The sequence below is a fragment of the Ruegeria atlantica genome (assembly GCF_013033965.1).
GTDB classification, from domain to species: Bacteria; Pseudomonadota; Alphaproteobacteria; order Rhodobacterales; family Rhodobacteraceae; genus Ruegeria; species Ruegeria atlantica_D.
The window spans coordinates 119,436-145,849 of sequence record NZ_WQFE01000003.1 but is presented as its reverse complement, the minus strand read 5'-3'; the positions used below and the strand labels follow the sequence as shown (position 1 = coordinate 145,849).

Here is a 26,414-nt window from a genome sequence, read left to right as displayed (position 1 = left end):
ATGCTGAACCGGTTAAGCTTGCGTCTGCGGATTTTCCTGTTCTTCTGCTTGCTGGCCCTTGGCGCTCTGGCCGTCAGTTCCCTGGCGCTGTGGATCAGCTATCGGCGCGTCGCGGATTCTGATCTGCTCGATGCCTTTATTTTCGCCGAGATTCTGATGGGTTTTGGCTTTCTGGCTTTGATTGCAGCAGTTTGGCTATTATTCGACGACAATGTCGCCAAGCCAATCGAACGGATATCTGCTCAACTCAGGGCGCGCGCGCATGCCGGGGTCAGCACTGAATTGGACACACAAGCAGCGCGATATCTGGGTGATCTGGCGCCAGCAGCGGCCGGATTGGCTGACCAGCTGTCCGGTAAAACCTTGGACGTCGCCCAAGCCGTGGCCGAGGAGACCGCGCATCTGGCGGCAGAAAAGCAACGTCTTACGGCCCTTCTGACCGAGATCCCGGTGGCGATGTTATTGGCCAGCCCCACCCACAAGATCGTTTTGTATGATGGTCAGGCTGCCGAGGTGCTTGCACAGATCGCGCATCCCCGGCTGAATGCTTCGTTGCTGGAATACCTGAAGTCTGATCCGCTGGAAGAAGCTCATGCCAAATTGGTGAAGACCGGACTGGAGGTCGCCTGTACACTGACCAGTGTTGATGGCGCCCAGAGTTACAGGGCGCGCATGAAACCCCTGGGCGGCGCCCCCGGGTATATGCTGATTTTTGAGGATAGTGCTGCAAACATCGCGCCCGAGGCTGCGCGACCCTTGGTCTATGACTTCGATTTGTTGAACACCTCAACGGACGAGGCCATCGACAACCTTGCCTTGCAGGACTTGTGCTTTGTCGTGTTTGACACCGAAACCACCGGACTGCTGCCGCACAAGGACGAAATCGTTCAGATCGGGGCTGTTCGGGTTGTCAACGGGCGGATCGTGGACGGAGAGCAACTGGACATGCTGGTTGATCCCGGCATCCCGATCCCGCCGGCCTCGACCAAGGTGCACAAGATCAGCGATCATATGGTTCAGGGCGCGCCGGGCATAGCCGAGGCGGGGCGCGTGCTGCATCAGTTTGCCCGCGACGCGGTGATCGTGGCCCATAACGCGCCGTTTGACATGGCGTTTTTGCGGCGGCACGCCAAACGCATGAATGTCGAATGGGATCACCCCATTCTGGACACGGTGCTGTTATCCGCCGTGCTGTTCGGGGCAAGTGATAAGCACACTCTGGATGCCCTGTGCGAACGCTTGGATATCACCATCCCCGACCATCTGCGCCATACAGCTCTGGGCGATGCCGTCGCAACCGCCGAAGCGCTGGTCAAAATGCTACCGATGCTGCAGGCACGTGGAATGACAACCTTTGGCCTCGTTGTTGGGGCAACGCGCCAACACGGTCGCCTATTGGAAGACTTGAACTAGCCAGAAATACACCAGATGAGCGCAGCTTATCATGGACAAACCCGGCGCGCCGTGGCACCTGAGGCGCGGCCACGGGATGAACGCGCAATGACGGAAAAACACTTTACCCCAACCCCGGATCAAAGCATCGCTTTCCGCGAAGCGTTGGGGTGTTTCGGAACCGGCGTGACGGTGATCACCACAAATACCGAACAGGGTCCCCGGGCCATCACCGTCAATTCCTTCGCGTCGGTATCCTTGGACCCGCCACTTGTCTTATGGTGCCTGGCCAAAGAGTCCAACCGGTTCGATGATTTCAACGCCAGCCTGCACTACTCGATCCACGTCATGGCACAGGATCAGCAGGATCGTGCCTTGCGCTTTGCACGCGATGGCAAGGACTTTTCCCATGCCGAATGGACACAGGACCCGGCGGGTCGGCCCCTATTGTCTGAGTGTCTGGCCCGGTTCGACTGCCAGTTGCACGCGCGTCACGACGCAGGCGATCACCTGATCATTGTTGGCGAAGTTCAAAAGGTCATGCACCGCACCGGCAAGGGCCTGATCTTCAAGCGCGGCCAGTTTGGCGGTTTTGCGGACCTGATCTGATCGCTATTCGTCCAGCGACCCGTGAACGGCCAGAGCTTCAAGCTGAGTTTCTTGCGGCGTGATCACACGGAAAGCCTCACGCACTCCGGCGTCGGACAGTTCACGCGAAACGGTCAGTAGCGTATTCGGGTTATGCTCATCACACAGCTCGGACATATGGGCGATTTCGGCCTGCGCAACGTCCATGGCAGCCTCAACCGACGGGGCGCCATAGAACTGCACAAAGTGTTCCGAAAGGTTCCGCGCGATCTGATCAAGCTCGGCCTGTTCCACCTGAGTGACCGCGACAAATGTCACGCGCCCAAAGGTTTCAACACCTAACCAGCCATTCGCAAAAGCCTGACGCGCCTTGCCTTCAAGGTCGCCCTCGCTCCAATTGGAAAACTCAAAACCGCCGGAAATGCACCATTCACCGGTTCGGGCCGGAGAATGAAACACATTCATGTCGCTTTCGTCGAAATGGATTGCGCGGGCCAGTTTCATTGTCCGTTCTCCAACAATTCCGTCAGCGGGCGAAGCTGCGTGTCTGAACCGTGGCGGATCAGCATCCCGAACCGTTCATCCGTTCCCAGAAACACGCCTGTTTCGCCAATGGGCTCTCCTACGCCGCGCAGCAGGCCCATCCATTCGCCGTGCACTGGGGCATTGCCCTCCTCCTGCCAGCGGTTCAGCCATGTCAGCATGTGCCGCGACCAGCTTTCAACCAGCTGCGTCGCCGAGACATCGGCACATCCTTCGTCGTACAGCGCAGTGACGTCCGGGTTTTCGCCGGGCGCCTCGCTGGTCTGCAGCAGCGCCAAATCCCATCCGACGATCAGCCAATCCGGTTCCGCTTCGGGGTCTGTATCCGATGCCGCCACGCGGAACATTCCGCATTTGGCCCCGTTCACACAAATCAACCCATCCCAGCCCAGATGTACCGCGACCTCGGGCGGGGCCAGCGCGCCCAGCGCGTTCTGAAATCCAACCGCGCACAGAGGCAACATCGCCATCGCATCGCGTAAGGAAACCTCGGGTGCGAAAACGATGGCCACGCGCAGACGATCGGCTTGAATGTTATGGACCACGGTACCTGCATCACAGCCCAGCGCGGCCATAGCCTGAGCGCGCTCGAACGGGTCTTCCCCACCCTGCACCGGGTGGCCCGTTAGCAGAGGGGGAAAGACCGGCTCGTTCATGCTTTGCCCTTGGCAATCATATCGCGCGCGATTCTGCGGAACGCCTCGGCCTGAGGGCTGTCGGGTTTGCTGACCACGATGGGCGCACCGCCATCGGCGGCAACACGAATATCCAGATGCAGCGGGATTTCACCCAGCAAGGGAACGCCCAGCGTCTCGGCCTCGGACTTCACGCCGCCATGGCCGAACACATGCTCTTCATGGCCGCAGTTCGAGCAGATATGCGTCGACATGTTTTCGATCATCCCAACGATGGGCGTCTTGAGCTGGTTGAACATGTCGATCCCCTTGCGGGCGTCGATCAGGGCGACGTCCTGCGGGGTAGACACAACGATGGCCCCATCCACCTGGAACTTCTGGCTCAGCGTCAGCTGCACGTCACCGGTGCCGGGCGGCAGGTCGACGATCAGCACGTCCAACGCGCCCCATTGCACCTGACCCATCATCTGTTGCAACGCGCCCATCAGCATTGGGCCGCGCCAGACAACGGCCTGTCCTTCATTGGTCATCAGGCCCATCGACATCATGGTAACGCCGTGGTTGCGCAATGGCAGGATGGTTTTGCCGTCGGGACTCGCCGGACGGCCCGAGACACCCAGCATCCGGGGTTGCGACGGTCCATAGACGTCGGCGTCCAACAGGCCGACACGTCGCCCTTCGGCCGCCAAGGCACAGGCGAGGTTTGCCGATACTGTCGATTTACCGACACCGCCCTTACCCGAAGCGACAGCTATGATCCTGTCGACACCTGGCACGGCCTGTGGTCCGGTCTGTGATGGCTTCGGCTTGGGCTTCAGATCCGGCGGCGCTTTTTCGGAATGCGCGGTCAGCATGGCAGATACCTTGTCGACACCCTCAACCATCTGCGCGGCTTGTTCGGCAGCGGCGCGGACGGGCTCCATGCGCTCGGCCTGCTTGGGGTCGATCTCCAGCACAAAGCGTACTGTGTCGCCTTCGACGTTCAGCGCGCGGACAACGCCGGCGCTGACGATGTCCTGTCCGGAAACGGGGTCGGTGATCTTTCTCAGGTTCGCCAGAACCGCGTCACGAACACTCATGCTTCATTCTCCTTTTGGAACCCGGTGGTCTGGGCTCTGGGTATCGACAAGCTGCGGTTGCCGTTCATTGCACGTGTCTCCGTCTCATTCAGTTCATTTGACGCATTTGGTGCCGGGCCGTTAGGCTGCGGCATGCGCTTTGTCCTCTTGTGCCTGAGCCTGACGCTCTCTGCCACCCCCTCTTGGTCGCAAGAGGCGATTGGTCTTGCCGCCCCGGACGAGGTCACTGACTCTGGTCTGCTGCAACATATCCTTCCTCGCTTTTCTCTCAAGACCGGGATACGGGTTATTGCGGATGATGCGGGCGTTTTGGTGCTGGAAACTGCCCCTCCGGGTGATCCTGTCTTTGCGCGCGATGGTGTGATCTATCACCTCCGGATCGGCGAAGACGCCAAACATGAACGGTTCCGTGACTGGTTGCTGTCCGATATTGGCAAGCGGACGGTAGAGAGTTTTGCACCAGAGCAAGGAACGCCCTTCTCGGCCAGCTTTGATATCGCAGCTGTGGAAACCGAAACGGTGATCGACGGTGATACATTGCGCGGCGAGGAATTGTCGATGACCCATTGCGGTCGGTGCCATGTGATCGGACCCAAAAACCGGATGAATGGCCTGGGCTCGACGCCCTCTTTCGCGTTGCTGCGCGCCATGCCGGACTGGTCGGAGAGATTCGAGGCGTTCTTTGCCCTCAACCCGCACCCCGCGTTCACGCAGATTGACGGGCTGACCCCACCGTTTGATCCACAGCGCCCGTCGCCCATATACCCGGTCGAAATGACGCTGGATGATCTGGAAGCCATCCTAGCTTTTGTCTCGGTCATTACCGCGGCAGATTTGGGTGCGCCCTTACAGCTTCAGTGATCCTTTCGTTTTGAGAAGTAATCCTCGGTCGTAACGACGCGGGGTTTTGGTGCGGATTGAAACGGATTGTCCTGTTGCTGAAACTGCGCGTTCACACGGCAATTGTCGCACATCTGTATCATCCGTGCCTTGTCCGAGGTTGCAAACATCGGATGCGTACCCGCGAGCTTGTCCATGATCCGTTCCACGGTGGACTTAACTCCGAACAGTGCCCCGCATTCTACACAAGCAAACGGTTCCTCTTCGTTCAGCACCTGCTGGGACAGGGCCGCATCGCTTAGGTCAAGCTGTGGGACAAGAGCAATCGCGTCTTCTGGGCAGATGCCTTTGCACAGCCCGCATTGCAGACAGGCATCCTGTTGAAAATTCAATTGCGGCTTGTCCGGGTTGTCGATCAATGCACCCGATGGGCACAGCGACACACAGCTGAGGCACAAGGTGCAGGCATCCGTATTCACCGCGACCGCGCCATAGGGTGCGTTATCCGGCAAGGGCAGCGGGGCTTCGGCCTGTGGGTTCAAGGCCTGCGCTGCCAAGCGGGCAATCTGTCTGCGGTTCCCCAACGGCAGAACCGGATCGGCCAATGGTTGCGAGACCTCTTGTGCATAAAGGACATCCGACAGCGCATCCGGGTCGGTTTCATCCAACAACCCGAGAGCGCCCGACCCCGCTATTGCCTGCGCCAACGTAAGTTCACGGTCCAGAGCATCCCGTTCGGTTGTTGGGGCAAGCAACACGTCCACGCGGGCGAATCCATGCGCCAACGCGGCCAGCATCTCGGCATGGCCAAAGCCCGAGATGACGCTCAACTCCAGCGGGATCACATCCGCAGGCAATCCACGGCCAAAGCGGGCGCTTAGCCGGATCATCTCGGCCCCGTGGGCATCATGGATCAACAAGCGCGGTGCAACACCGCCGGCCCGCCGATAGGTACGCGCCAAGATATGCACCCTCGACAGTAATGCGGAAACCGGAGGGTCCTCGTAAGTGATGGCCGTTGACGGGCAAACCGCCGCGCATTCACCGCACCCGGCGCAGATCATCGGGTCGATTTCCACATGCTCACCGGCGGGCGTGATTGCCCCGGTCGGGCAGATATCCAGACAGTTCGTACAAGCAATCTGCTCAGCACGAGAATGGGCGCACAGAGTTTCTTCCATCCGCACGTAAAGCGGTTTTTCAAACGTGCCAACCAACTGAGCCGCTTCAAACACCAACCGTTCGACAGACAGTGAATCTTTGGGATCTGCGCGCAGATACCCTTCGCGCTTGGCCGGGGCCTGAACCAATGGCGTGTCCCCTGTCAGGTCCAGAACGATGTCGCAACCCGATTGCGCCCCGTCACGTGTCTCGGTCCACGCAAAAGCCCCACGCCCACCGGGCTCTAGTTGCTGGAATGCGTCGAGTCGCAGGGTGAACCCACCTAGCGCTCCATCAAGCGTTTTGATGCGACCACGCACCACGTCAAACGCGCGCGACATTGGCTCGGTTTCATCTGTGACCAGCACTGTCACCGCAAGAGTACCTGCCAGTCGTTCAGCAAGTGCGAATGCGACATCGCCCGGTCCAAGGATCAGGCAAGTGCCTTCGCTAAAGACGTCTACGCTGGGCGTCACCGGTTGCGGCAACAGTGCCTCGGCGGCCAAAGCGGCCATTTTCGGAGCAGCGTCCGCCCCCTCATCAGACCACCCGGCCCTGTCACGAAGATCGACAAAGCCCAAGGCGTCCACATTCAGTTCGTCCGCCAGGGCCTGAAACACCTCCTGCTCTTGCCCGCAGGCAATGATGGTATCACCCTGCTGCAAGGCGGCAGCCGCTATTTCCAGCTCACGCGTACAGAGTGCGGTGTGGACCTTGGAGCATTCCACCTCACAAGCCGAACTGATCTTGTCGGCATTCAGAGGTTGAGACCCTGCGCAATCGCACAACAGTAGTTTGGTGCCCATGATCCTCCCCCGGATAAATCTCCGCCTCATCTCATCGTAGGCTGTATCCCTGTTGCTTCAATGTAAACCCTTTGGGATGGCAGGGCATTCGGCCCCTGAAACCCCTTTCTTTTCAACAAACAAAGGCATCTGTTTACCGGGATCACTGTTTTGCTATCGGCAATTACGACTAAGGTCGTAGGGCGCGGGCTTGGCACCTAAGCGCTTTGTGTACCATAGTGGACCCGTGGGAAGGCAGGGGAGAGCCTTCCGGGGAGGAGCCCGTGGCCAAGGCCGCAAGCCAGATCGAAATGCCAATCGGCGTCGTCGTGCGCAAAACACCCGGTGTAACCCGCTGGGCGAAATGGAACTGGCGCGCCGTCGCTGTGCTGCCCGGTGCCGGGCCTGCGGACTGGCATGAAATGCGGCGCGAAGGCGAGGCTGTGGAGTACCATGCAGCCACCCTGCCCCTGACTTTGTGGGCGGACGAGACTGAGGCTTATATGGTGAACCTGTCGGACGGCCAGCCTTCAATCTACCTTGTGCTTCGTGATGCGTTGGATGGTGAAAGGCCGATGGATGCAGTCCTTGTCACCGCGTCGCCTTTCGAAGGTCAGGACTACGCGGATACCGGCGAGGAGATTGTTGAGAAAATCCCGATGACCGAAGGTTTGATCGCCTGGGTGCGCGACTTTGCTTTGGAACATCACAGCGACGAGGTCTTCGTTAAGCGCCGCCGGGACAAAAAGCGGATCGACCTGGTCGAGGACGGCAAGGGGGACGCACGTATCCGGCAAGAGTCAGACGTCTATCGCGCCCCAAGAAGGATCGTGCAATGACCGAAGCTCGCGATTTCTGGTCCCGCCGCAAAGCGGCGGTGCAAGCGGAAGCCGAGGCCGAAGTCATTGCGGTTGAAGAACAGGCCCTAGCCGTCCAGCAGGCCGAGCTGGAGGAGAAATCCGACGCCGAGATTCTGGCCGAGTTCAACTTGCCCGACCCTGACGAACTGCAGGCGGGTGATGATGTTTCGGGTTTCATGGCCAAAGCAGTACCCGACCGTTTGCGACGTCGCGCACTGCGGAGGCTGTGGCGACTGAACCCGGTTTTGGCCAATGTCGATGGGCTTGTGGACTATGGCGAAGATTATACCGACGCGGCCTGCGTGATCGAAAACATTCAGACTGCCTATCAGGTCGGCAAAGGCATGCTCGCCCATGTCGAAGCACTGGCTGCTGAAGCCGAAGATACCGAGGCGGCGAAAGCGCCCGAAATGGATGAACCGCAGGATGAACCCGTGGCACCCATAGAGCCCGCGCCAGAGCCCGTGATGATGGTCGAAGCTGAAATAGAACCGGACACGTCAGAGGATGCAGAGATCCCCCCTGCCCCGCGCCGCATGAAATTTGTATTCGAAGGATAACTCTATGACCGCAAGCGAAGCGCAACAAATGGATGTCTCGGCCGAGGATCGCATGCGCGCGGATTTCTACAACTTTCTGGGGCTGCTTCTGTCGGCCCCGCCGGATCAGATGTTGCTGGACCAGGTGTCCGGTCTGACAGGCGACGACACCGATCTGGGACAGGCCATTCAGGCGATGGCCCGCGTTTCGAAGGTCACGAAACCCGCCGCTGCGGAGCGCGAATTCAACGCGTTGTTCATCGGGCTGGGGCGCGGTGAGCTGCTGCCCTATGCCAGTTTCTACCTCACTGGCTTTCTGAACGAGAAACCTCTGGCACAGCTGCGCAATGACATGGCGATGCGTGGCATTACCCGAGCTCAGAACGTTTTCGAACCCGAGGACAATATCGCCTCTTTGATGGAGATGATGGCCGGAATGATCGTTGGTCGTTTCGGTACACCGGCCTCGCTGGAAGGTCAGAAAACATTCTGGAACAAGCATATCGGCCCTTGGGCCGCACATTTCTATTCGGATTTGGAAGGTGCCGAAAGCTCGGTCCTCTATGCCTCGATCGGCACTGCCGGTCGGGTCTTCATGGAGATTGAGCGTGAAGCCTTCCGAATGACGGCGGCGTAAGCCCGCCACTCGCCAGCGCACGCAAAGGCGCTAGATCGCAAATGGGAGAGGAGAACCCCATGAGCAAGAAAAAGGAAGAAGGTGCAACGCGCCGCGACTTCCTCAAACTGGCCGGAACCGCAGCCCCCGCTGCAGTCGCCGCCGCCAGCCTGAGCGGAAAGGCCGAGGCAGCTGAGCTTCCGACGGACGAAACCCGCATTCAGGACACTGCGCATACACGCGCCTACCTCGACAGCGCCCGGTTCTAACCCGGACGAGGTCACACCCGACTGACGGTTGCGAATGGCCCTGACGTCGGCATCAGCAGTACCAAGCCAGCCGTGGCTTACACGGCGCGCAAGGGAGGAACGAAATGCTTAGGAAAAAGACCAACGGGGTTGCGAGACGCCCCCAGCGGACAAGTATCCTGTCCCAGGTCGGCGAGAAAACCGTCGATCGCCGCGCATTCCTGCGTGGCTCGGGCCTGACGATCGGCGGCCTCGCCGCGATCAGCGCCACGGGTGGAACCGTGACGCCAGCCAGTGCCCAGACAGCGGCCAATCAGGCCGTCGAAAACATCAAATCCATATGCACCCACTGCTCGGTTGGCTGTACGGTCGTCGCCGAGGTGCAGAACGGTGTCTGGATCGGGCAGGAACCCGGTTGGGACAGCCCGTTTAATCTGGGAGCGCACTGCGCCAAGGGGGCCTCGGTCCGCGAGCACGCCCATGGCGAACGCCGCCTCAAGTATCCGATGAAGAAGGAAGGCGGAGAGTGGAAGCGCATCAGCTGGGAAGAGGCGATCAACGAGATCGGCGACGGCATGATGAGCATTCGCGAGGAATCCGGGCCGGACAGCGTGTACTGGCTGGGCTCGGCCAAGCATAATAACGAACAGGCCTACCTGTTCCGCAAGTTCGCCGCCTATTGGGGTACGAACAACGTGGACCATCAGGCCCGTATCTGCCACTCAACCACGGTTGCGGGTGTTGCGAACACATGGGGCTACGGCGCCATGACCAATTCGTACAACGACATCCATAACTCACGCGCCATCTTCATCATCGGTGGCAACCCGGCCGAGGCGCACCCCGTCTCGCTACTGCACGTTCTACGCGCGAAAGAGCAGAACAACGCGCCGCTGATCGTCTGCGACCCGCGCTTTACGCGCACTGCGGCGCATGCGGATGAATATGTCCGTTTCCGCCCGGGCACAGACGTTGCGCTTGTCTGGGGCATCCTGTGGCACATCTTCGACAACGGATGGGAAGACAAAGAGTTCATCCGCACCCGTGTCTGGGGTATGGACCAGATCCGTGAAGAGGTTGCCAAGTGGACCCCGGATGAGGTCGAGCGCGTCACCGGCACCCCCGGTTCACAGCTGAAGCGTGTTGCGCGCACCATGGCCAACAACCGTCCCGGTACGGTGATCTGGTGCATGGGCGGTACGCAGCACACCAATGGTAACAACAACACCCGCGCCTACTGCGTGTTGCAGCTTGCGCTTGGCAACATGGGCACCTCGGGTGGTGGCACCAACATCTTCCGCGGCCATGACAATGTGCAGGGCGCGACGGACCTTGGTGTTCTGTCCCATACCCTGCCCGGCTACTATGGCCTATCAAAAGGTGCATGGGGTCACTGGGCACGTGTCTGGGGTGAAGAACCGGAATGGCTCGCTGGCCAGTTCGCCACGATCAAGGACAAGGAAGGCAAGGACAAACCGCTTCAGAACGAACGCGGCATCCCGGTCTCCCGCTGGATCGACGGTGTTCTGGAAGATCCCGCGAACATGGATCAGGACAACAACGTCCGCGCCATGGTGCTGTGGGGCCACGCGCCCAACTCACAGACCCGGATGACAGAAATGAAGACGGCGATGGAGAAGCTGGACATGCTGGTCGTGATCGACCCGTATCCCACAGTTTCCGCCGTTCTGCATGACCGCGCCGATGGCGTTTATCTGCTGCCAGCCTGTACGCAGTTCGAAACCCGTGGCTCGGTCACGGCCTCGAACCGCTCGCTGCAGTGGCGTGACAAAGTGGTGGAACCGCTGTTCGAAAGCCTGCCGGACGAGGTCATCATGGCCAAGTTCGCCAACAAGTTTGGATGGGCGGATCGGTTCTTCCGTAATATCGAAATGGACGACCCGGAAACACCGAATGTTGAAAGCATCACGCGTGAGTTCAACTCGGGCCTCTGGACCATCGGTTACACCGGTCAGTCACCGGAACGTCTGAAAAGCCACATGGCCAACCAGCACACGTTCGACAGAACCACGCTGCAGGCAATCGGTGGCCCGAACGACGGCGAGTACTATGGTCTGCCCTGGCCCTGCTGGGGCACGGCAGAGATGGGTCATACAGGGACACCAAACCTCTATGATATGTCTAAACCGGTGGCCGAAGGTGGCCTGACCTTCCGTGCCCGCTTTGGCGTAGAGCGTGACGGCGACAACCTGCTGGCCGAAGGGGTCTATAGTGTCGGGTCGGAAATTCAGGATGGATACCCTGAATTCACGATGCAGATGCTGATGGACCTTGGCTGGGACGGTGATCTGACGGCTGAGGAACGCGCGGCTATCGACGCCGTTGCGGGACCAGAGACCAACTGGAAAACCGACCTTTCGGGCGGTATCCAGCGGGTCGCGATCGAGCATGGCTGTGCGCCCTTCGGGAACGCAAAGGCCCGCGCGGTCGTCTGGACCTTCCCGGATCCGATCCCACTGCATCGCGAACCGCTTTATACACCGCGGCGCGATCTGGTGGAGGATTATCCGACCTACGAGGACCGACAGGCCTATCGCCTGCCTACCCTTTACGCCTCGATCCAAAAGAACGACTTTTCAAAGGATTACCCGATAATCCTCACGTCTGGTCGTCTGGTCGAATATGAAGGCGGCGGAGAGGAAAGCCGGTCGAACCCGTGGCTGGCCGAACTGCAGCAGGACATGTTCGTCGAGATCAATCCGCGCGATGCTAACAACCTTGGTATTCGTGACGGATCACAGGTCTGGGTCGAAGGTCCTGAGGGCGGCAAGGTCAAGGTGATGGCGATGCTGACCAACAGGGTCGGTGCCGGCGTGGCCTTCATGCCGTTCCACTTTGGCGGCCATTTCCAGGGCGAGGATTTGCGGCACAAATACCCTGCCGGTGCGGATCCATATGTGTTGGGTGAAAGCTCGAACACCGCTCAGACCTATGGCTATGATTCAGTGACCCAGATGCAGGAGTCCAAGTGTACTCTCTGCAAGATCTCGGCAGCGTAAGGAGAACGAAAATGGCTAGAGCAAAGTTTCTCTGCGACGCTGAACGCTGCATCGAGTGCAACGCCTGCGTCACCGCGTGTAAGAACGAGCACGAGGTGCCGTGGGGCATCAACCGCCGCAGGGTGGTGACGATCAATGACGGCAACCCGGGCGAACGCTCGATCTCGGTGGCCTGTATGCATTGCTCAGACGCGCCTTGCATGGCGGTGTGCCCGGTCGACTGCTTCTATCAGAACGAAGAAGGAGTCGTCCTGCACTCCAAGGACCTGTGCATTGGCTGCGGCTATTGCTTCTACGCGTGCCCCTTTGGCGCGCCGCAATACCCGCAGGCGGGCAACTTCGGATCGCGCGGCAAGATGGACAAATGTACCTTCTGCGCCGGTGGTCCCGAAGAAAACAACTCGACCGCAGAGTTCGCAAAGTACGGTCGCAACCGGATCGCCGAGGGCAAGCTGCCCATCTGCGCCGAGATGTGTTCCACCAAGGCCCTGCTCGCCGGTGACGGTGACGTAGTGTCCGCCATCTACCGTGAGCGTGTCGTGGCGCGCGGGTTTGGCTCGGGCGCATGGGGTTGGGGCACGGCCTACGACCAGAAAGACGGGTAACACCGTTTTCATGAACCAACCAGGCGACCCGCAGCAGTGGGTCGTCTGAACAGGGATTTTGGCCGAGGTTCAGATGTTCCGCTTACTTATCGCATTGCTACTGACATTTTTAGTGGCCCAGACTGCTGTCGCCCAATCAAGTGAAACCGAGGCTCCTGCCCCTGCTGATAGGACGGAAACTGGGGGTGCCACGACGCTTGAGGATATCATGGCGCGACAGCGCGGTGAAAAGGTGGATGACAACTATCGCTCGGACAATACCGGCCAGGGCAACGCCGAAGGTCTGCTGGGCCAGCTGGGTACGCGGGGCGTCGCCTCGGACAGCGATGTCTATCGCGCGCTGCGCTATGGGTCGGCCGATGTGACCGTGTCGTCCAAAGGGCCAGCCGCCGGAGTTCTGATTCAGGACGGTGGCATGTGGTGGTTGAACTTCCGCACTGGTCCGCTGCGCGAATATGGCAGCTACATCATCGGCGGAATGCTTGTCATCCTTCTGCTTTTCTTCCTAATCCGTGGAAAGATCAGGATCGACGGCGAAAAGACCGGCCGCACGGTCACCCGCTTTGGAGGCTTTGAAAGGTTCGGCCATTGGCTGTTTGCCGGGTCATTCCTGATCCTTGGCATTACTGGCCTTTTAACCCTGTATGGGCGTGACTTCCTGATCCCGATCTTTGGGAAAGAAGGGTTCGCGATGATCGCTCAGGGGTGCAAATGGCTGCACAACAACCTCGCTTGGGCCTTCATGCTGGGGCTGATCATCGTCACCGTGAATTGGATCAGCCATAACATTCCCAACCGCGTCGACCTCAAATGGCTTGCCGCCGGTGGTGGTTTGTTCACCAAGGGCAGCCATCCCCCGGCCAAGAAGTTCAATGCCGGACAAAAGATCATCTTCTGGCTTTGCATCGTGCTGGGCGTTTCAATCAGCCTGTCCGGCTTGTCGCTGCTGTTTCCGTTTGAAATGCCGCTGTTTGCCAAGACGTTCTCGATTGCAAACGCGACGGGCATTCCGCAGATGCTTGGCTTGAACCTTCCGGTGCAAATGTCCCCGCAGGAGGAAATGCAATACGCGCAGGTTTGGCACGTCATGGTCGCCTACGCCTTCATCGCAATTATTCTGGCCCATATCTACCTGGGCTCGGTCGGCATGGAGGGCGCGTTCGACGCGATGGGAACCGGAGAGGTTGAAGAGCAATGGGCCCGCGAGCATCACTCGCTGTGGCTGGAAGAGGTGCAGGCAAAAGAGGCCAGCGAAGGAGCGGCCTCGCCCGCCGAATAAATGCGCGGGCTTGCTCTGGTCCTGGCGTTGGTGCCCCTGCCCGCGATGGCCGAGTTCTTTACGCTCAAGGGCCACGGCGGGCCGATCATGGGCATCGCCACAGCCTCGGACGGCAGGATCGCCACCGCCAGCTTCGACAATTCGGTCGGCGTGTGGACCGGGCAATCTCCGAAATGGCTGGAAGGCCACGAAGCCGCCGTCAATTCCGTGGTATTCAACGGCACTGCGATCTATTCAGCCGGAGACGATTTCACCCTTCGCAAATGGCCCGGTGGTCAGGTCGTGGGACAACATAAGGGCAAGATCGTCGGTATCGCCGCGTCTAAAACCCATGTGGCAACGGCCAGTTGGGACGGCACGATCGGCGTGTGGCCGGTCGACGGTTCAACCCCGGTTACGCTCGGACCGACCGGTAGCGGCGTGAACGCCGTGCAGTTTTCGTCGGATGGATCGCACCTCTATTCCGGCGGTGTTGATGGGGCATTGCGCCTTTGGGATGTAGCAAGCGGTCAGGAGATGGATCGCTTGGTTGAACACGGCTTTGGCATCAACGAATTGGTTCTGAACGAGGCAGACAACTGGATCGCGTACGGTGCAGTCGACGGCGTCACCCGCATTCTTGACCTGACCAACGGTGACGAACGTGACTTTACGCTGGAACGCCGACCGATCCTTGCCTTGGCCCTCAGCCCGGATCGAAGCAGTTTGGCTGTGGGGGACGGCGAAGGCTATATCATGGTGATCGACACGGTAGATTGGCGCATTGCACAGGACTTCCGCGCCACACTGCGCGGCCCGGTCTGGGCGCTGGCCTTTTCCCCTGATGGTGAGAACCTGCATGCTGGCGGTATTGATGAGGCCATGTATAGCTGGCCGGTCGCCGCGCTGGGGGATCAGGAGCAAATGGCATCTACCGAACCCAGCTTTTTGAAAGACCCCAAGGAAATGGAAAACGGTGAACGCCAGTTTGCCCGTAAGTGTTCCATTTGCCATAGCCTGACGCCAGATGGTCAACGCCGTGCAGGTCCGACGCTGCATGGCGTGTTTGGGCGCAAGGCAGGTACGCTACCGGGATATTTTTACTCGGACACGCTGCAAGACTCTGATATCGTTTGGAATGAAGAAACGATAAACGCTCTGTTTGACGAAGGGCCGGACCATTACATCCCGGGGTCGAAGATGCCGATGCAACGGATTACTCAACCCCAGGACCGGGACGACCTGATCGCCTTCTTGCGCCGCGCAACGGCACCGGAAAACTGAGCTGGAGGAGACTATGAAAGCCTTTCTTGCAGCTGTCGCCGTAATGGCGATGATAACTGTCGCCGCGCCATTTGCGCTGCAACAGATCGGTTTCAGTGCAGCAGATGCAGGGACCGGCTCGGCTGTGCGTCTCGACTGAATGTCCGAATACCTGACCACCAAAGAACTGGCCGACCTGCTGCGCATTGGCGAGCGGAAGGCCTATGATCTTGCCTCATCGGGCGAGGTTCCTTGTGTGCGCGCCATGGGTAAACTTCTGTTCCCGCGGGCTGAAGTGATTGCCTGGCTGAACGCTTCGCGCTCCGGTCCACAGGTGGCGGAACCGCCCCTGCCCCCGATTGTCGCGGGTAGTCATGACCCGCTATTGGATTGGGCATTACGCGAAAGCGGTTCCGGATTGGCGACATATTACGACGGCTCTTTCGACGGCCTGACCCGCCTGCAGGAGCGTAGCGCGCAGGCGGCAGCACTGCATATTCATGAGGATGGTGGGTTCAACACCCAAACCCTTAAGGACGCCTTGGGTGAGGCCCCGGTCGTTCTTTTCGAAATTGCTCATCGCCAGAGAGGTTTGCTGCTGGCGCCGGGAACATCGGATATCCAGGGATTTGAACAGCTAAAAGGTCGACGTGTCATCCTGCGTCAGGACAGCGCGGCAAGCCAACGGTTGTTCGACGCACAACTGGACGCTCATGACATGACACACGACGATCTGGAAACCCTGCCCATCTGCGCCCGGACCGAGGAAGAATTGGCCATCGCCCTGCATGACGGCAAGGCCGAGGCGGGCTTCGGGCTGGGCGCTTTGGCCGGGCTGTACGATCTGGGGTTTGTTCCCACGCATTCCGAACGTCTGGATCTGGCGATCTGGCGACGGGCTTATTTCGACGACCCCATGCTGAAACTGCTCAGCTTTGTGCAGTCCGAGCGGTTCCAAATTCGCGCCAATGAGTTTGGTGGGTATGACTTGTCCGGTCTGGGAACGATTCACCACAATGGCGCCAGTGGGTGAACGTTCTTACTTTGCGTTCGGAAAGAACAGCTGCTGACCATTCAACTGAAAAGCCTCGATGGCAGTTTGCCCGTCCGGACCGATCAGCCAATCAATGAACCGCTGCCCTGCCGCGGCCCGAACACCCGCATGCTTTTCGGGGTTCACCAGAATGACGCCGTATTGATTGAACAAGCGCGGATCGCCTTCGACCAACACCTCAAGGTTTCCACGGTTGCCAAAGGATTCCCACGTCGCACGATCCGTCAGTGCATAAGCGTCCATGCCACTGGCCACATTTAACGTCGCGCCCATACCGGAACCCGTCTCGCGGTACCAAGTTCCCGATGCCGCAGCCGGATCCACTCCGGCAGCATCCCAGTGTCCTATTTCGGCCTTATGTGTACCGCTGTCGTCACCACGAGACGCAAAAGGAACTTCAGCCTCTGATATCGCGGTCAAGGCGGCCACAATGTTCGATCCGCCCTTCACCTTGGCCGGGTCTGACTTGGGCCCAACAAGAACAAAGTCGTTATACATCACATCGAAGCGTTCCACGCCCCAGCCATCTTCGACAAACTGTTCTTCGTCGGCCGTAGCATGGACCAGCAGAACATCACCGTCGCCATTGATCGCATTCCGGATCGCCTGACCCGTGCCAACGGCTACAACGCGCACATCGATCCCGGTTTCCGCTTCGAACCAGGGAAGGATGGAATCCAGCAGTCCCGAGTTTTGGGTCGATGTTGTTGATTGCACCACAATAAACGGTTCTTCGGCAAAAGCCGGGCCTGCAAACAGGCCAAGTGAAACCAATGCTGCCCGAAGGAAATTCCGGATCATTCCGATCTCCAAAACTACTGTTATGTTACCAAACCGCCTGCCAGATACCGGCGCGAGGCATCGCTTTGCGGGTCGTCCAATACCTGACGCGCAGCTCCGTGTTCAACGACGTGACCACCCTGCATCATGACGATGTCCGATGCCAGTCGACGCGCCTGTCCGATGTCATGGGTGACCATGACAATGCGCACCCCGCTCGCCGATGCGCGCAGGATCATTCGTTCAATCACCTGAGTGGCACTGGGGTCCAGCGCGCTGGTAGGTTCGTCAAGAAACAAGGTGTCCGGGTCCAGCGCCAGTGCACGCAGGATGGCCAGCCGCTGCGCTTCACCACCTGACAGGGATCTGGCCGACTGCCGTGCTTTACCTTCCAACCCGCCTTCGACCAGCAGTTCAGCGATACGCATCTTGCGGGCTGCACGCGGCATGCCCTGCCGTTTCAGAACAAAGTCCAGATTGGCTGCAACGGACCGGCGCAGCAGAACAGGCTGCTGGAAAACCATTGCCTGCCGCGCCTTATGATTGGCATTCAGAAGGACACCGCCCTGTTCGACATGCCCTTTGTCGGGCACGATCAATCCGTGCAGACACCGCAGCAATAGGCTTTTTCCAGCGCCATTCGGCCCAAGGATCAGGGTCGGTCCCGGGCCGCCCAATGTCAGGTGCGGAACGTCCAGCAACGCGCTTCCGTTGCGCGCTATCTGCACGCCTTTTACGGTGATGTGCCGTGCCATTTCAGAGACCAGATCACGCATGGCGCAATCCCTCCCGCTCAGCGCGCAGGCTGAGCGTGCTGACCATGGCGTTTACCGCCACGGCGATACCGATCAGTATTGCGCCGAGCGCCAGCGCCAGCGCCAGATTGCCCTTGGAGGTCTCCAAAGCGATGGTCGTCGTCATCACCCGCGTCACGTGGTTGATGTTGCCGCCAACGATTATTACCGCCCCAACCTCTGCAATGGCGCGGCCAAATCCGGCCAACAAGGCCGTGACCAATGCCAACCGCGCGTCCCACAGCAGCACCGGAACAGAGGCCAGACGCGATACACCCAAGGACCGGAGTTGTTCCGAGTATTCCTCGGCCAACATCTCAACCACCTGCCGCGTCAAGGCGGCAACGATTGGCGTCACCAGAACGACCTGCGCAATGATCATCGCGGTCGGTGTGTAGAGCAGTTCAAGAACCCCCAAAGGTCCCGACCGCGATAACATCAGATAGACCAGCAAACCCACGACAACCGGCGGGAAGCCCATCAGTGCATTCATGAGAATGATCAACACCCGTCGCCCAGGAAAACGCGCAACGGCCAATGCAGCGCCAACAGGCATGCCAATCAAAGCAGAAATCAGGACCGCGAAAATGGAAACTTTCAGGGACAGCAGCACAATCGCCCAAAGCTCTGGATCCCCATTCAGGATCAGAGCGATCGCGGCGCTGAATTCAACTGCAAAACCCTGCATTTTATCCGATCAATCTGACGTTTCGTACGAAATGCGCTGTTATTCATAGAATTCTACGCTTTTTCTAACTCAAGTACAGACACGATTCCGACACAAGAAACAGGAAACGCGGCCCCAATTGGGACCGCGCCAAATTCGCAGTGCGATAGAGATCAGTTCAGAGCGGCATCCGTGATCTGATGTGTCCAAGCGCCATCCGGTTGTTTGGTGATGACCGGGTCAGACCCACCCGCCAACAAAGTGGCAACGGTGCGCTCAAAATCGGCGGGGTCCAATGCGCCGTTCGACCCAGAGGTCAGCTTGGCGATTTCCCCCATCATGCGCTTTTGATGCTCTTCTGTCTGGGCACCGGTGGCGTCGTTCTCAAGCACGATATCGGCCGCCTCTTCCGGATGCTCCTCGGCATATTTCCAACCTTTCATGGAGGCACGGACGAAGCGCTCCATCTTGTCGACGAATGCCGCGTCGCTCAGGTTTTCTTCCAGCACGTATAGACCATCTTCGAGCGTCGCTACGCCCTGATCCTCATACTTGAAGGTCACCAACTCTTCAGGGGCGACACCCGCATCGATGACCTGCCAGTATTCGTTATAGGTCATGGTGCTGATGCAATCCGCCTGACGTTGCAGCAGCGGGTCGACGTTGAAGCCCTGTTTCAGAACTTCCACACCGCTTTCGCTTTTGCCGCCAGTGTCGATGCCAAGTTGGCTCATCCAACTCATGAACGGGAATTCGTTGCCAAAGAACCAAACGCCCAGCGTGCGGTTCTTAAGGTCTTCGGGCGAAGAAATCCCGGCATCCTTCCAGCAAGTCAGCATCATGCCCGAACTTTTGAACGGCTGCGCGATGTTCACCAGAGGCAAGCCCTTCTCCCGTGCGGCCAGCGCGGCGGGCATCCATTCAACGGTCACGTCAGCGCCCCCACCAGCGATCACCTGCGTCGGTGCGATGTCAGGGCCACCCGGCAGAATGGTGACATCCAACCCCTCTTCTTCATAGAACCCCTTGTCTTTAGCGACGTAATAACCCGCGAACTGCGCCTGAGTGACCCATTTCAGTTGCAGCGTCACCTCATCCGCAGCAAGGGCCGAACTGGCGGCCAGGCTAAAGGCAGCAATTGCCCCGCTGAGTAGCTTATTCATCTTCATCTCTCCTAGTTGCTGTTGGCGCCCCTTATTGGGGTCTGTTGAATTCCTTTTGTTATCCGCGTTGGGACGGGTGCCAGAATGTCACCGCCTTCTCTATCATTGCGACCAGCCCATAAAACGCGGTCCCGGCCAATGCGGCCACCACAATCTCGGCCCAGACCATATCCAGCGACAATTGTCCGACACTGGTTGAAATCCGAAAGCCCATGCCAAGCGTGGGTGAGCCAAAGAACTCTGCCACGATAGCGCCGATCAACGCCAGGGTGGTAGAAATCTTTAAGCCGTTGAAGATAAAGGGCATCGCGGCAGGTAACCTTAGTTTGAGGAAGCTCTGCCAATATGTCGCCGCATAGGTCTCCATCAGGTCACGTTGCATGGCCGTAGCCTCGCGCAGACCCGCCACGGTATTCACAAGCATCGGGAAGAACACCATCACCACAACAACAGCTGCCTTGGAATGCCAGTCAAACCCAAACCACATCACCAGAATGGGCGCCGTACCGACAATGGGCAGCGCGGCGACAAAGTTCCCAACAGGCAGCAGCCCCAAGCGCAAGAAATCCCAGCGATCCACAGCGATAGCCATCAGAAATGCTGCACTGCAGCCGATTAGATAGCCGCTGAGTGCCCCCTTGATGATGGTTTGCACAAAGTCGGCCCAAAGGATCGGAAGGCTGTCGGCAAAACGCACCGCAATAACGGACGGCGCTGGCAGAATGACCAAGGGAACATCGAGCCCTCGGACCACCAGCTCCCACATAGCGATGATGGTCAGGCCAAATATCATCGGTGCCAAAAAACGAACCGCGCGGCTATCAGCCTGAGGTCCGCTGGCGAGACGGCTGTTCAACCACCAACCAAATAGCCACAGGAAAACTGCAAAGAGAACAAGGATCATTGCGACATCCCCATCCGCTTTAGCACCAAGCGTTCAAGAACCCCAAGCAACCCGACCAGACAGGCCGCCAGAATAGCTGCTGCAAACAATGCGGACCAGATTTGAACCGTCTGGCCATAGTAGCTGCCTGCCAGCAAGCGCGCACCCAGCCCGGCGACGGCACCCGTCGGCAACTCACCCACGATAGCCCCCACTAATGATGCTGCGATACCAATCTTCAATGAGGTAAACAGATACGGCATCGAGGCCGGCAAACGCAGTTTCCAAAACCCCTGAGACCGGCTGGCATTATAGGTGCGCAGCAGATCCAGTTGCATTGCGTCGGGGCTGCGCAGCCCTTTCACCATACCGACCACGACAGGAAAAAAGCTCAGATAGGCCGAGATGATTGCTTTGGGGATGATCCCCTGAATGCCGATCGAGTACAACACCACGATGATCATCGGTGCCAGCGCGATGATGGGGATGGTCTGGCTGACGATGGCCCAAGGCATCACGGATAGGTCCATCACACGGCTATGCACAATCCCCACGGCCAGCAGAATGCCCAACCCCGTGCCAATCGCAAAGCCCAGCATAGTGGCACTGAGTGTCACCCAGGCATGATAGATCAATGATCTTTTCGAGGTGATTTTCTTCTCGACTGTTGTTTCCCACAACTCTTCAGCCACCTGATGCGGAGCGGGCAAGCGTGGTCGGTCTTGGTCCCAAGTCTCATCGATGGCGTAAGGATTGTCGAATACCAGTTCAAACTCGCTCATATCGCGCCGATCAACCGCCTTGGGCGGATCGACCTGCTCTCCTGCCCGTTCAAATTCCGTCAGGACGCCCTTGATGTTCATTGGCACGCTAGCGGCGTACCAAAACAGGATAATGACGCCCACGACAGTAAGGACAGCCCAGACAGCTCTGATCCCCGCACTAGTCATCTGTATGCCCCGCCCGCAGGCCTTCGCGCACGCGATGAGCGACTTCTATGAACTCAGGCGTGTCGCGAATATCTAACGGCCGCTCTTTCGGCAGAGGGCTGTCGATCACATCCGTTATCCGCCCTGGACGGGGGCTCATCACCACGATCTTGGTGCTGAGATACACGGCCTCAGGGATCGAGTGCGTGACGAAGCCGATGGTCTTTTCCGTCCGCGCCCAAAGCGCCAGAAGCTGTTCGTTCAGATGATCGCGCACGATCTCGTCCAACGCCCCAAACGGTTCGTCCATCAGAAGGATATCCGCATCAAATGCCAGCGCCCGAGCGATGCTGGCACGTTGTTGCATGCCGCCCGATAGCTGCCACGGGAATTTCCCTCCAAACCCTTCAAGATCAACAAGTTCCAGAACGTTCTTTACACGCTCATCCTGCTCGGCAGCGGAATACCCCATGATCTCAAGCGGTAGCTTGATGTTCTTGGCGATGGTCCGCCACGGGTATAGCCCCGCTGCCTGAAACACGTACCCATAAGCCCGGTTCCGCCGCGCCTCGTCCGGAGTCATACCATTGACCGTCAGGGTACCCCCGGTCGGTGTTTCAAGCGCCGCGATACAGCGCAGAAAGGTGGTTTTGCCGCAGCCCGACGGGCCGATGAAACTGACGAATTCGCCCTTATCAACGGTCAGGTTCACATCCTTTAGCGCGTGAATTGGCCCGTCATTGGTCTGGAAGGTCAGGTCAAGGCCTTGCGCCTGTACCACTGCTTGATTGGAGGCTGCTTCACTCATGCACATTCATTCTGTTGGTATTTCATTACTTCGGAAACGCGACGCGTTTCCTGTCGCCTCAGGATCAACAATCCAATCAGCATCGACGATGGTAGTAGAAACCAGATACTGCTTTCCCAGCCTGGCGTATGGAGGAGATTGTTTTCTGAGAACTCGCCATGCACAAGTGCGCCAGTTAGCCAGCAGACCAGAATTGCGCATCCTGAGGCCGCCACAACGGAGGCAGAACTCGCGCGATCGATCTGGTGTAAAAAGCCCCGGACGCCAAGATACGCAACAAAACTTGGAAACAGCCCCACAAGCACATAACTCAGCCACGCTATCGGAAAAAGTAGCGCAACCCCTGCAGCAAGCGCGACGCCATTGTCGAAACTGATTGATGCACCGCCAACAAATATCTGGGCGAAAGCCAGGACTATAGCCCCAAGGATTGCCGCGATGCCCGACACGACCAAAAAGAAGGCAAAACGAAAAACGCCGGGGCGCCAGTACCCTCGCAATTCGACCAGCTTTTCCTCAGGGCCTTCTGTCTCAGACACAATTGCGTTGTCTGGTCGAGCATCTGTCTCTTCGTCTGCATTTCCCCGTACGATTACAAAAAATCCCGCAAGCACAGCGGCCGGAACCATCGCCAGTAAGTACACACTGTCATAAAGAAACTGCAGCCAGATATTGCCCTCCGGATTGGCCAGGTAGATAGCCAAAACGAAAAGAACCCACCCCAAAATCCCCAGTGTCCCTGAGACAATCAAATTGGAGGGACCCGGTTTAAGCCCAAATCTACGGCAAAGCACATGCAAAGCTTTTTGAACGAAGAACCCAGGCAATACAGCTGCCAAGGCGATCGGCAACCACACAACAGTGGCGTAAAATTGCTGCAGCCGCACCCAAGAACCAAGCTGAACAAATGGAACACGTTCCCAACCAACGATTGGCCAGACAAATGGAAGCGCAAGAGCGAACTGAAACGCCAGGAAGACGGACGCCAGTACAAAGACAAAAAAGCGCTTAAATCTGATATCACCTTGTTTGTGGTATTTCATGATGCTTGTTCAAACCAACCTGGCAATTCTTGCGTACCTTTGTCGATTGGTAGGCCATTTATCTCTTGTCGGACACCCATCATACGCCCGTCGCCGGGATGCCCGACCTTTCAACCGGCCGCGGCGCGGTCAGCTCTTTCCAGGTGCTCAGCGCCTTGTTCACGGTTGTATTGGCCTCACGCGCCACAAAGTCACCGTGACCTTCCTGCGTGCGAATTTCGCCGTCATGCACGGCCACCTGTCCCCGCGACAGGGTAAAGCGCGGCAGGCCTTTGACCTCTTTGCCCTCGAACACGTTGTAGTCGATCGAGGATTGCTGTGTATCAGAGCTGATCGTCTTGCTCTTTTCGGGATCCCAAACCACCAAATCCGCATCAGCGCCGATAAGAACGGCTCCTTTTTTCGGATAGCAATTCAAAATCTTAGCGATGTTAGTTGAAGTCACTGCCACAAATTCGTTCGGCGTCAACCGTCCGGTGTTTACGCCATGTGTCCACAGCATGGGCATCCGGTCTTCAAGTCCGCCGGTGCCGTTGGGGATCTTGGTAAAGTCGCCTACTCCATACCGTTTCTGTTCCGTCGTAAAGGCGCAGTGATCCGTGGCCACAACACTCAGCGATCCCGATTGCAGGCCATTCCACAGACTGTCCTGATGTTGCTTGTTCCGGAACGGAGGGCTCATGACCCGACGTGCCGCATGATCCCAATCCTGGTTGAAGTATTCGCTCTCATCCAACGTCAGGTGTTGGATCAGAGGTTCACCCCAGACCCGCTTGCCCTGCAATTTGGCCCGCCGGATCGCCTCATGCGCATCCTCACAGGACGTATGCACCACATAAAGTGGCACCCCTGCCATATCGGCGATCATGATGGCGCGGTTTGTCGCCTCGCCCTCAACCTGCGGCGGGCGGGAATAGGCATGCGCCTCGGGGCCGTTGTTCCCCTCAGCAAGTAGCTTGGCACTGAGTTCCGCCACCACATCGCCGTTCTCGGCATGGACCATCGCAATACCGCCCAGTTCGGATAGGCGCTTGAACGAGGCGAACAGCTCGTCATCATTCACCATCAACGCGCCTTTGTAGGCCATGAAGTGCTTGAACGTGTTGATGCCGCGCGTCTCGATCACCGTCTTGATGTCATCGAACACCTGCTCCCCCCACCAGGTCACGGCCATATGGAAGGAATAGTCACAGTTCGCGCGGGTGGATTTGTTGTCCCAGCGCTTCAGCGCGTCTAACAGACTTTCGCCGGGGTTTGGCAGCGCGAAATCGACGACCATCGTGGTGCCGCCCGCCAAAGCAGCTCGTGTTCCGCTTTCGAAATCGTCACTGGAATAGGTACCCATAAAGGGCATCTCAAGATGTGTATGCGGGTCAATCCCGCCGGGCATGACGTAGCAGCCTGTGGCATCCAATTCCTTGTCGCCCTTCAAACCCAGACCGATTTCAGTGATAATGCCGTCCTCGACTTTGACATCTGCTTTGTAGGACAGATCGGCGGTAACGACAGTTCCGTTCTTGATCACAGTAGACATGTTCTTCTCCCTGCGGGCGCTTTGCGCCTCATGTTGTTTTGACGTGAGAACCCGGCGGTCAGGCCGATTCCCTTTTATTCAACGATTTCTGCGGTTTCGACGACGGCGTGAAGCAAGACATCCGCACCTGCTGCGGCCCATTCCTTGCTGATCTCTTCGGCTTCGTTGTGGCTCAATCCGTCGACACACGGACACATGACCATCGCGGTCGGCGCGACACGGTTGATCCAGCAGGCATCATGCCCTGCGCCCGAGATGATATTGGTGTGCGAGTATCCCAGCCGCTCTGCCGCATCGCGAACCGCTGCAACGCAGCCTTGGTCAAACTTCACCGGATCAAACCCGCCAACCTTTTCAAATTCGATCTGCAGGCCCATCTCATCGACGATATCTTCTGCCGCCACGCGCAGACGGTTTTCCATATCAGTGATGACGTCCAGTTCGGGCGAGCGGAAATCAACCGTGAACACAGCCTTGCCGGGGATCACGTTACGAGAGTTTGGGTAAACATCGATATGCCCAGCTGCGCCAACAGCGTGAGGTGCGTGGGACCACGCTATCTCGTCTACCTTCTCCAGAATGCGCGCCATCGCCAGCCCGGCATTCTTGCGCATTGGCATCGGAGTCGAGCCGGTATGAGCGTCCTTGCCGGTCACAGTGACCTGAGTCCAACTCAGCCCCTGCCCGTGCGTGACGACGCCGATATCCTTGCCCTCGGCCTCAAGGATTGGCCCCTGTTCGATATGCAACTCGAAGAAAGCGTGCATTTTGCGGGCACCGACCTCTTCATCACCACGCCAGCCGATGCGGCTCAGTTCGTCACCGAACTTCTTGCCCTCGGCATCCTCGCGATCATAAGCCCAATCCTGAGTGTGCATTCCAGCAAACACGCCCGAGGACAGCATCGCCGGAGCGTATCGGGTGCCCTCTTCATTGGTCCAGTTGGTCGCCACGATCGGGTGTCTCGTCTTAATCCCCAGATCGTTGAGAGTGCGGATGATCTCAAGCCCACCAAGCACGCCGAGCACGCCGTCATACTTGCCGCCGGTTGGTTGCGTATCCAGGTGCGAGCCGACATAGACCGGAAGCGCTTCGGGATCGGTCCCTTCGCGGCGGGCAAACATGTTGCCCATCTGGTCCAACCCCATGGTGCAGCCCGCATCCTCACACCAGCTCTGGAACAAGGCGCGCCCTTCCGCATCCTCATCCGTTAGGGTCTGGCGGTTGTTGCCGCCCGCAACGCCGGGGCCGATCTTGGCCATCTCCATCAGGCTGTCCCAAAGTCTGTCGCCATTGATCCTGAGGTTTTGCGCCGGAGCTGCCATCT

Annotated in this window: 27 protein-coding genes; 13 read left to right on the top strand and 14 right to left on the bottom strand. The window is 58.4% G+C overall.

Features of this window, described 5'->3' with window-relative positions; translation table 11 throughout:
- Together GOW16_RS07065 and GOW16_RS07060 are read left to right on the top strand one after the other, a co-directional pair.
- A complete protein-coding gene (locus GOW16_RS07065; RefSeq protein ID WP_170412402.1) occupies positions 1-1,413 on the top strand; it encodes a 3'-5' exonuclease in 1,413 nt (470 codons plus the stop codon).
- An 87-nt stretch (positions 1,414-1,500) separates the two neighbouring features.
- Positions 1,501-2,001 carry a flavin reductase family protein gene (locus GOW16_RS07060; protein WP_170413359.1) on the top strand — a complete coding sequence of 167 codons (501 nt, stop codon included), beginning with the start codon at positions 1,501-1,503 and terminating at the stop codon, positions 1,999-2,001.
- A gap of 3 nt (positions 2,002-2,004) precedes the next feature.
- On the opposite strand, the gene GOW16_RS07055 is transcribed toward GOW16_RS07060, so the two are convergent.
- Genes GOW16_RS07055 through GOW16_RS07045 form a run of 3 tightly spaced genes read right to left on the bottom strand, consistent with a single transcriptional unit; the run spans position 2,005 to position 4,237 of the window.
- Positions 2,005-2,484, bottom strand: a complete 480-nt coding sequence (locus GOW16_RS07055) for a DUF6505 family protein (protein WP_170412399.1) — start codon at positions 2,482-2,484, stop codon at positions 2,005-2,007.
- On the bottom strand, positions 2,481-3,179 hold the full coding sequence (locus GOW16_RS07050; RefSeq protein WP_170412398.1) for a biotin/lipoate--protein ligase family protein: 699 nt from the start codon (positions 3,177-3,179) through the stop codon (positions 2,481-2,483). Before GOW16_RS07050 ends, GOW16_RS07055 begins: the two co-directional genes overlap by 4 nt.
- Positions 3,176-4,237, bottom strand: coding sequence for an Mrp/NBP35 family ATP-binding protein (locus GOW16_RS07045; RefSeq protein WP_170412396.1), 1,062 nt, complete (start codon positions 4,235-4,237; stop codon positions 3,176-3,178). Before GOW16_RS07045 ends, GOW16_RS07050 begins: the two co-directional genes overlap by 4 nt.
- Before the next feature lie 24 nt (positions 4,238-4,261).
- Between GOW16_RS07045 and GOW16_RS07040 the strand changes: the two genes are divergently transcribed.
- Entirely contained in the window at positions 4,262-5,098 is an 837-nt protein-coding gene (locus GOW16_RS07040; protein ID WP_368039875.1) for a hypothetical protein, read from the top strand.
- Here the strand turns inward: GOW16_RS07040 and GOW16_RS07035 are convergent.
- The gene (locus GOW16_RS07035; RefSeq protein ID WP_170412393.1) at positions 5,092-7,044 is read right to left on the bottom strand and encodes a 4Fe-4S binding protein; all 1,953 of its coding nucleotides are present in this window, start codon (positions 7,042-7,044) and stop codon (positions 5,092-5,094) included. The genes GOW16_RS07040 and GOW16_RS07035 overlap by 7 nt on opposite strands.
- 263 nt (positions 7,045-7,307) lie before the next feature.
- Here GOW16_RS07035 and GOW16_RS07030 point away from each other — a divergent pair, with 263 nt between their 5' ends.
- The 10 genes from GOW16_RS07030 to GOW16_RS06990 all read left to right on the top strand — a co-directional run bounded on the left by GOW16_RS07030 (position 7,308) and on the right by GOW16_RS06990 (position 16,465).
- Positions 7,308-7,862, top strand: coding sequence for a DUF3305 domain-containing protein (locus GOW16_RS07030; RefSeq protein ID WP_170412390.1), 555 nt, complete (start codon positions 7,308-7,310; stop codon positions 7,860-7,862).
- Complete coding sequence (locus GOW16_RS07025; RefSeq protein WP_170412388.1) at positions 7,859-8,443, top strand: DUF3306 domain-containing protein; 585 nt, start codon at positions 7,859-7,861, stop codon at positions 8,441-8,443. Before GOW16_RS07030 ends, GOW16_RS07025 begins: the two co-directional genes overlap by 4 nt.
- A gap of 4 nt (positions 8,444-8,447) precedes the next feature.
- Positions 8,448-9,059: a TorD/DmsD family molecular chaperone gene (locus GOW16_RS07020; RefSeq protein WP_170412385.1), complete on the top strand. Its 612-nt coding sequence runs from the start codon at positions 8,448-8,450 to the stop codon at positions 9,057-9,059.
- Positions 9,060-9,118: 59 nt separating this feature from the next.
- Positions 9,119-9,307 (top strand): ubiquinol-cytochrome c reductase iron-sulfur subunit N-terminal domain-containing protein, encoded by a 189-nt coding sequence (locus tag GOW16_RS07015; protein ID WP_170412382.1) that lies wholly within the window; start codon positions 9,119-9,121, stop codon positions 9,305-9,307.
- A 104-nt stretch (positions 9,308-9,411) separates the two neighbouring features.
- Entirely contained in the window at positions 9,412-12,306 is a 2,895-nt protein-coding gene (locus GOW16_RS07010; RefSeq protein ID WP_170412379.1) for a formate dehydrogenase subunit alpha, read from the top strand.
- An 11-nt stretch (positions 12,307-12,317) separates the two neighbouring features.
- Positions 12,318-12,911 carry a formate dehydrogenase FDH3 subunit beta gene (fdh3B, locus tag GOW16_RS07005; protein ID WP_058273836.1) on the top strand — a complete coding sequence of 198 codons (594 nt, stop codon included), beginning with the start codon at positions 12,318-12,320 and terminating at the stop codon, positions 12,909-12,911.
- 73 nt (positions 12,912-12,984) lie between these two features.
- Positions 12,985-14,190 carry a formate dehydrogenase subunit gamma gene (locus tag GOW16_RS07000; RefSeq protein WP_170412376.1) on the top strand — a complete coding sequence of 402 codons (1,206 nt, stop codon included), beginning with the start codon at positions 12,985-12,987 and terminating at the stop codon, positions 14,188-14,190.
- Positions 14,191-15,453 (top strand): c-type cytochrome, encoded by a 1,263-nt coding sequence (locus GOW16_RS06995; protein WP_170412373.1) that lies wholly within the window; start codon positions 14,191-14,193, stop codon positions 15,451-15,453.
- Positions 15,454-15,466: 13 nt separating this feature from the next.
- Complete coding sequence (locus GOW16_RS22960) at positions 15,467-15,592, top strand: hypothetical protein (RefSeq protein WP_302478050.1); 126 nt, start codon at positions 15,467-15,469, stop codon at positions 15,590-15,592.
- Complete coding sequence (locus tag GOW16_RS06990) at positions 15,593-16,465, top strand: helix-turn-helix transcriptional regulator (protein WP_170412370.1); 873 nt, start codon at positions 15,593-15,595, stop codon at positions 16,463-16,465. It abuts the gene before it with no gap.
- A gap of 6 nt (positions 16,466-16,471) precedes the next feature.
- Here GOW16_RS06990 and GOW16_RS06985 read toward each other — a convergent pair whose 3' ends face one another.
- The 10 genes from GOW16_RS06985 to GOW16_RS06940 form a co-directional block, all read right to left on the bottom strand.
- Positions 16,472-17,287 carry a substrate-binding domain-containing protein gene (locus GOW16_RS06985; RefSeq protein ID WP_170412367.1) on the bottom strand — a complete coding sequence of 272 codons (816 nt, stop codon included), beginning with the start codon at positions 17,285-17,287 and terminating at the stop codon, positions 16,472-16,474.
- Between the two features lie 20 nt (positions 17,288-17,307).
- A complete protein-coding gene (locus tag GOW16_RS06980) occupies positions 17,308-18,042 on the bottom strand; it encodes an ATP-binding cassette domain-containing protein (protein WP_170412364.1) in 735 nt (244 codons plus the stop codon).
- Positions 18,035-18,748, bottom strand: a complete 714-nt coding sequence (locus GOW16_RS06975) for an ABC transporter permease (protein WP_170412362.1) — start codon at positions 18,746-18,748, stop codon at positions 18,035-18,037. Before GOW16_RS06975 ends, GOW16_RS06980 begins: the two co-directional genes overlap by 8 nt.
- Before the next feature lie 152 nt (positions 18,749-18,900).
- Positions 18,901-19,890, bottom strand: coding sequence for an ABC transporter substrate-binding protein (locus GOW16_RS06970; protein ID WP_170412359.1), 990 nt, complete (start codon positions 19,888-19,890; stop codon positions 18,901-18,903).
- A gap of 58 nt (positions 19,891-19,948) precedes the next feature.
- Positions 19,949-20,794: an ABC transporter permease gene (locus GOW16_RS06965; RefSeq protein WP_170412356.1), complete on the bottom strand. Its 846-nt coding sequence runs from the start codon at positions 20,792-20,794 to the stop codon at positions 19,949-19,951.
- Positions 20,791-21,723, bottom strand: a complete 933-nt coding sequence (locus GOW16_RS06960; protein WP_217354543.1) for an ABC transporter permease — start codon at positions 21,721-21,723, stop codon at positions 20,791-20,793. The genes GOW16_RS06965 and GOW16_RS06960 overlap by 4 nt, the downstream gene beginning before the upstream one ends.
- Entirely contained in the window at positions 21,716-22,510 is a 795-nt protein-coding gene (locus GOW16_RS06955) for an ABC transporter ATP-binding protein (RefSeq protein ID WP_170412353.1), read from the bottom strand. The genes GOW16_RS06960 and GOW16_RS06955 overlap by 8 nt, the downstream gene beginning before the upstream one ends.
- On the bottom strand, positions 22,507-23,553 hold the full coding sequence (locus GOW16_RS06950; RefSeq protein WP_170412350.1) for a hypothetical protein: 1,047 nt from the start codon (positions 23,551-23,553) through the stop codon (positions 22,507-22,509). Before GOW16_RS06950 ends, GOW16_RS06955 begins: the two co-directional genes overlap by 4 nt.
- A 79-nt stretch (positions 23,554-23,632) precedes the next feature.
- On the bottom strand, positions 23,633-25,087 hold the full coding sequence (hydA, locus tag GOW16_RS06945; RefSeq protein ID WP_170412347.1) for a dihydropyrimidinase: 1,455 nt from the start codon (positions 25,085-25,087) through the stop codon (positions 23,633-23,635).
- 74 nt (positions 25,088-25,161) lie between these two features.
- Positions 25,162-26,412, bottom strand: coding sequence for a Zn-dependent hydrolase (locus GOW16_RS06940; RefSeq protein WP_170412344.1), 1,251 nt, complete (start codon positions 26,410-26,412; stop codon positions 25,162-25,164).
- Positions 26,413-26,414 lie beyond the last annotated feature (2 nt).

Excerpts from the sequence above, each read along its gene's own strand:
- GOW16_RS07065 (WP_170412402.1), top strand. The coding sequence starts at position 1 with ATGCTGAACCGGTTAAGCTTGCGTCTGCGGATTTTCCTGTTCTTCTGC.
- GOW16_RS07060 (WP_170413359.1), top strand. The coding sequence starts at position 1,501 with ATGACGGAAAAACACTTTACCCCAACCCCGGATCAAAGCATCGCTTTC.
- GOW16_RS07055 (WP_170412399.1), bottom strand. The coding sequence starts at position 2,484 with ATGAAACTGGCCCGCGCAATCCATTTCGACGAAAGCGACATGAATGTG.
- GOW16_RS07050 (WP_170412398.1), bottom strand. The coding sequence starts at position 3,179 with ATGAACGAGCCGGTCTTTCCCCCTCTGCTAACGGGCCACCCGGTGCAG.
- GOW16_RS07045 (WP_170412396.1), bottom strand. The coding sequence starts at position 4,237 with ATGAGTGTTCGTGACGCGGTTCTGGCGAACCTGAGAAAGATCACCGAC.
- GOW16_RS07035 (WP_170412393.1), bottom strand. The coding sequence starts at position 7,044 with ATGGGCACCAAACTACTGTTGTGCGATTGCGCAGGGTCTCAACCTCTG.
- GOW16_RS07025 (WP_170412388.1), top strand. The coding sequence starts at position 7,859 with ATGACCGAAGCTCGCGATTTCTGGTCCCGCCGCAAAGCGGCGGTGCAA.
- GOW16_RS07020 (WP_170412385.1), top strand. The coding sequence starts at position 8,448 with ATGACCGCAAGCGAAGCGCAACAAATGGATGTCTCGGCCGAGGATCGC.
- GOW16_RS07015 (WP_170412382.1), top strand. The coding sequence starts at position 9,119 with ATGAGCAAGAAAAAGGAAGAAGGTGCAACGCGCCGCGACTTCCTCAAA.
- GOW16_RS07010 (WP_170412379.1), top strand. The coding sequence starts at position 9,412 with ATGCTTAGGAAAAAGACCAACGGGGTTGCGAGACGCCCCCAGCGGACA.
- fdh3B (WP_058273836.1), top strand. The coding sequence starts at position 12,318 with ATGGCTAGAGCAAAGTTTCTCTGCGACGCTGAACGCTGCATCGAGTGC.
- GOW16_RS07000 (WP_170412376.1), top strand. The coding sequence starts at position 12,985 with ATGTTCCGCTTACTTATCGCATTGCTACTGACATTTTTAGTGGCCCAG.
- GOW16_RS06995 (WP_170412373.1), top strand. The coding sequence starts at position 14,191 with ATGCGCGGGCTTGCTCTGGTCCTGGCGTTGGTGCCCCTGCCCGCGATG.
- GOW16_RS22960 (WP_302478050.1), top strand. The coding sequence starts at position 15,467 with ATGAAAGCCTTTCTTGCAGCTGTCGCCGTAATGGCGATGATAACTGTC.
- GOW16_RS06990 (WP_170412370.1), top strand. The coding sequence starts at position 15,593 with ATGTCCGAATACCTGACCACCAAAGAACTGGCCGACCTGCTGCGCATT.
- GOW16_RS06985 (WP_170412367.1), bottom strand. The coding sequence starts at position 17,287 with ATGATCCGGAATTTCCTTCGGGCAGCATTGGTTTCACTTGGCCTGTTT.
- GOW16_RS06980 (WP_170412364.1), bottom strand. The coding sequence starts at position 18,042 with ATGCGTGATCTGGTCTCTGAAATGGCACGGCACATCACCGTAAAAGGC.
- GOW16_RS06975 (WP_170412362.1), bottom strand. The coding sequence starts at position 18,748 with ATGCAGGGTTTTGCAGTTGAATTCAGCGCCGCGATCGCTCTGATCCTG.
- GOW16_RS06970 (WP_170412359.1), bottom strand. The coding sequence starts at position 19,890 with ATGAATAAGCTACTCAGCGGGGCAATTGCTGCCTTTAGCCTGGCCGCC.
- GOW16_RS06965 (WP_170412356.1), bottom strand. The coding sequence starts at position 20,794 with ATGATCCTTGTTCTCTTTGCAGTTTTCCTGTGGCTATTTGGTTGGTGG.
- GOW16_RS06960 (WP_217354543.1), bottom strand. The coding sequence starts at position 21,723 with ATGACTAGTGCGGGGATCAGAGCTGTCTGGGCTGTCCTTACTGTCGTG.
- GOW16_RS06955 (WP_170412353.1), bottom strand. The coding sequence starts at position 22,510 with ATGAGTGAAGCAGCCTCCAATCAAGCAGTGGTACAGGCGCAAGGCCTT.
- GOW16_RS06950 (WP_170412350.1), bottom strand. The coding sequence starts at position 23,553 with ATGAAATACCACAAACAAGGTGATATCAGATTTAAGCGCTTTTTTGTC.
- hydA (WP_170412347.1), bottom strand. The coding sequence starts at position 25,087 with ATGTCTACTGTGATCAAGAACGGAACTGTCGTTACCGCCGATCTGTCC.
- GOW16_RS06940 (WP_170412344.1), bottom strand. The coding sequence starts at position 26,412 with ATGGCAGCTCCGGCGCAAAACCTCAGGATCAATGGCGACAGACTTTGG.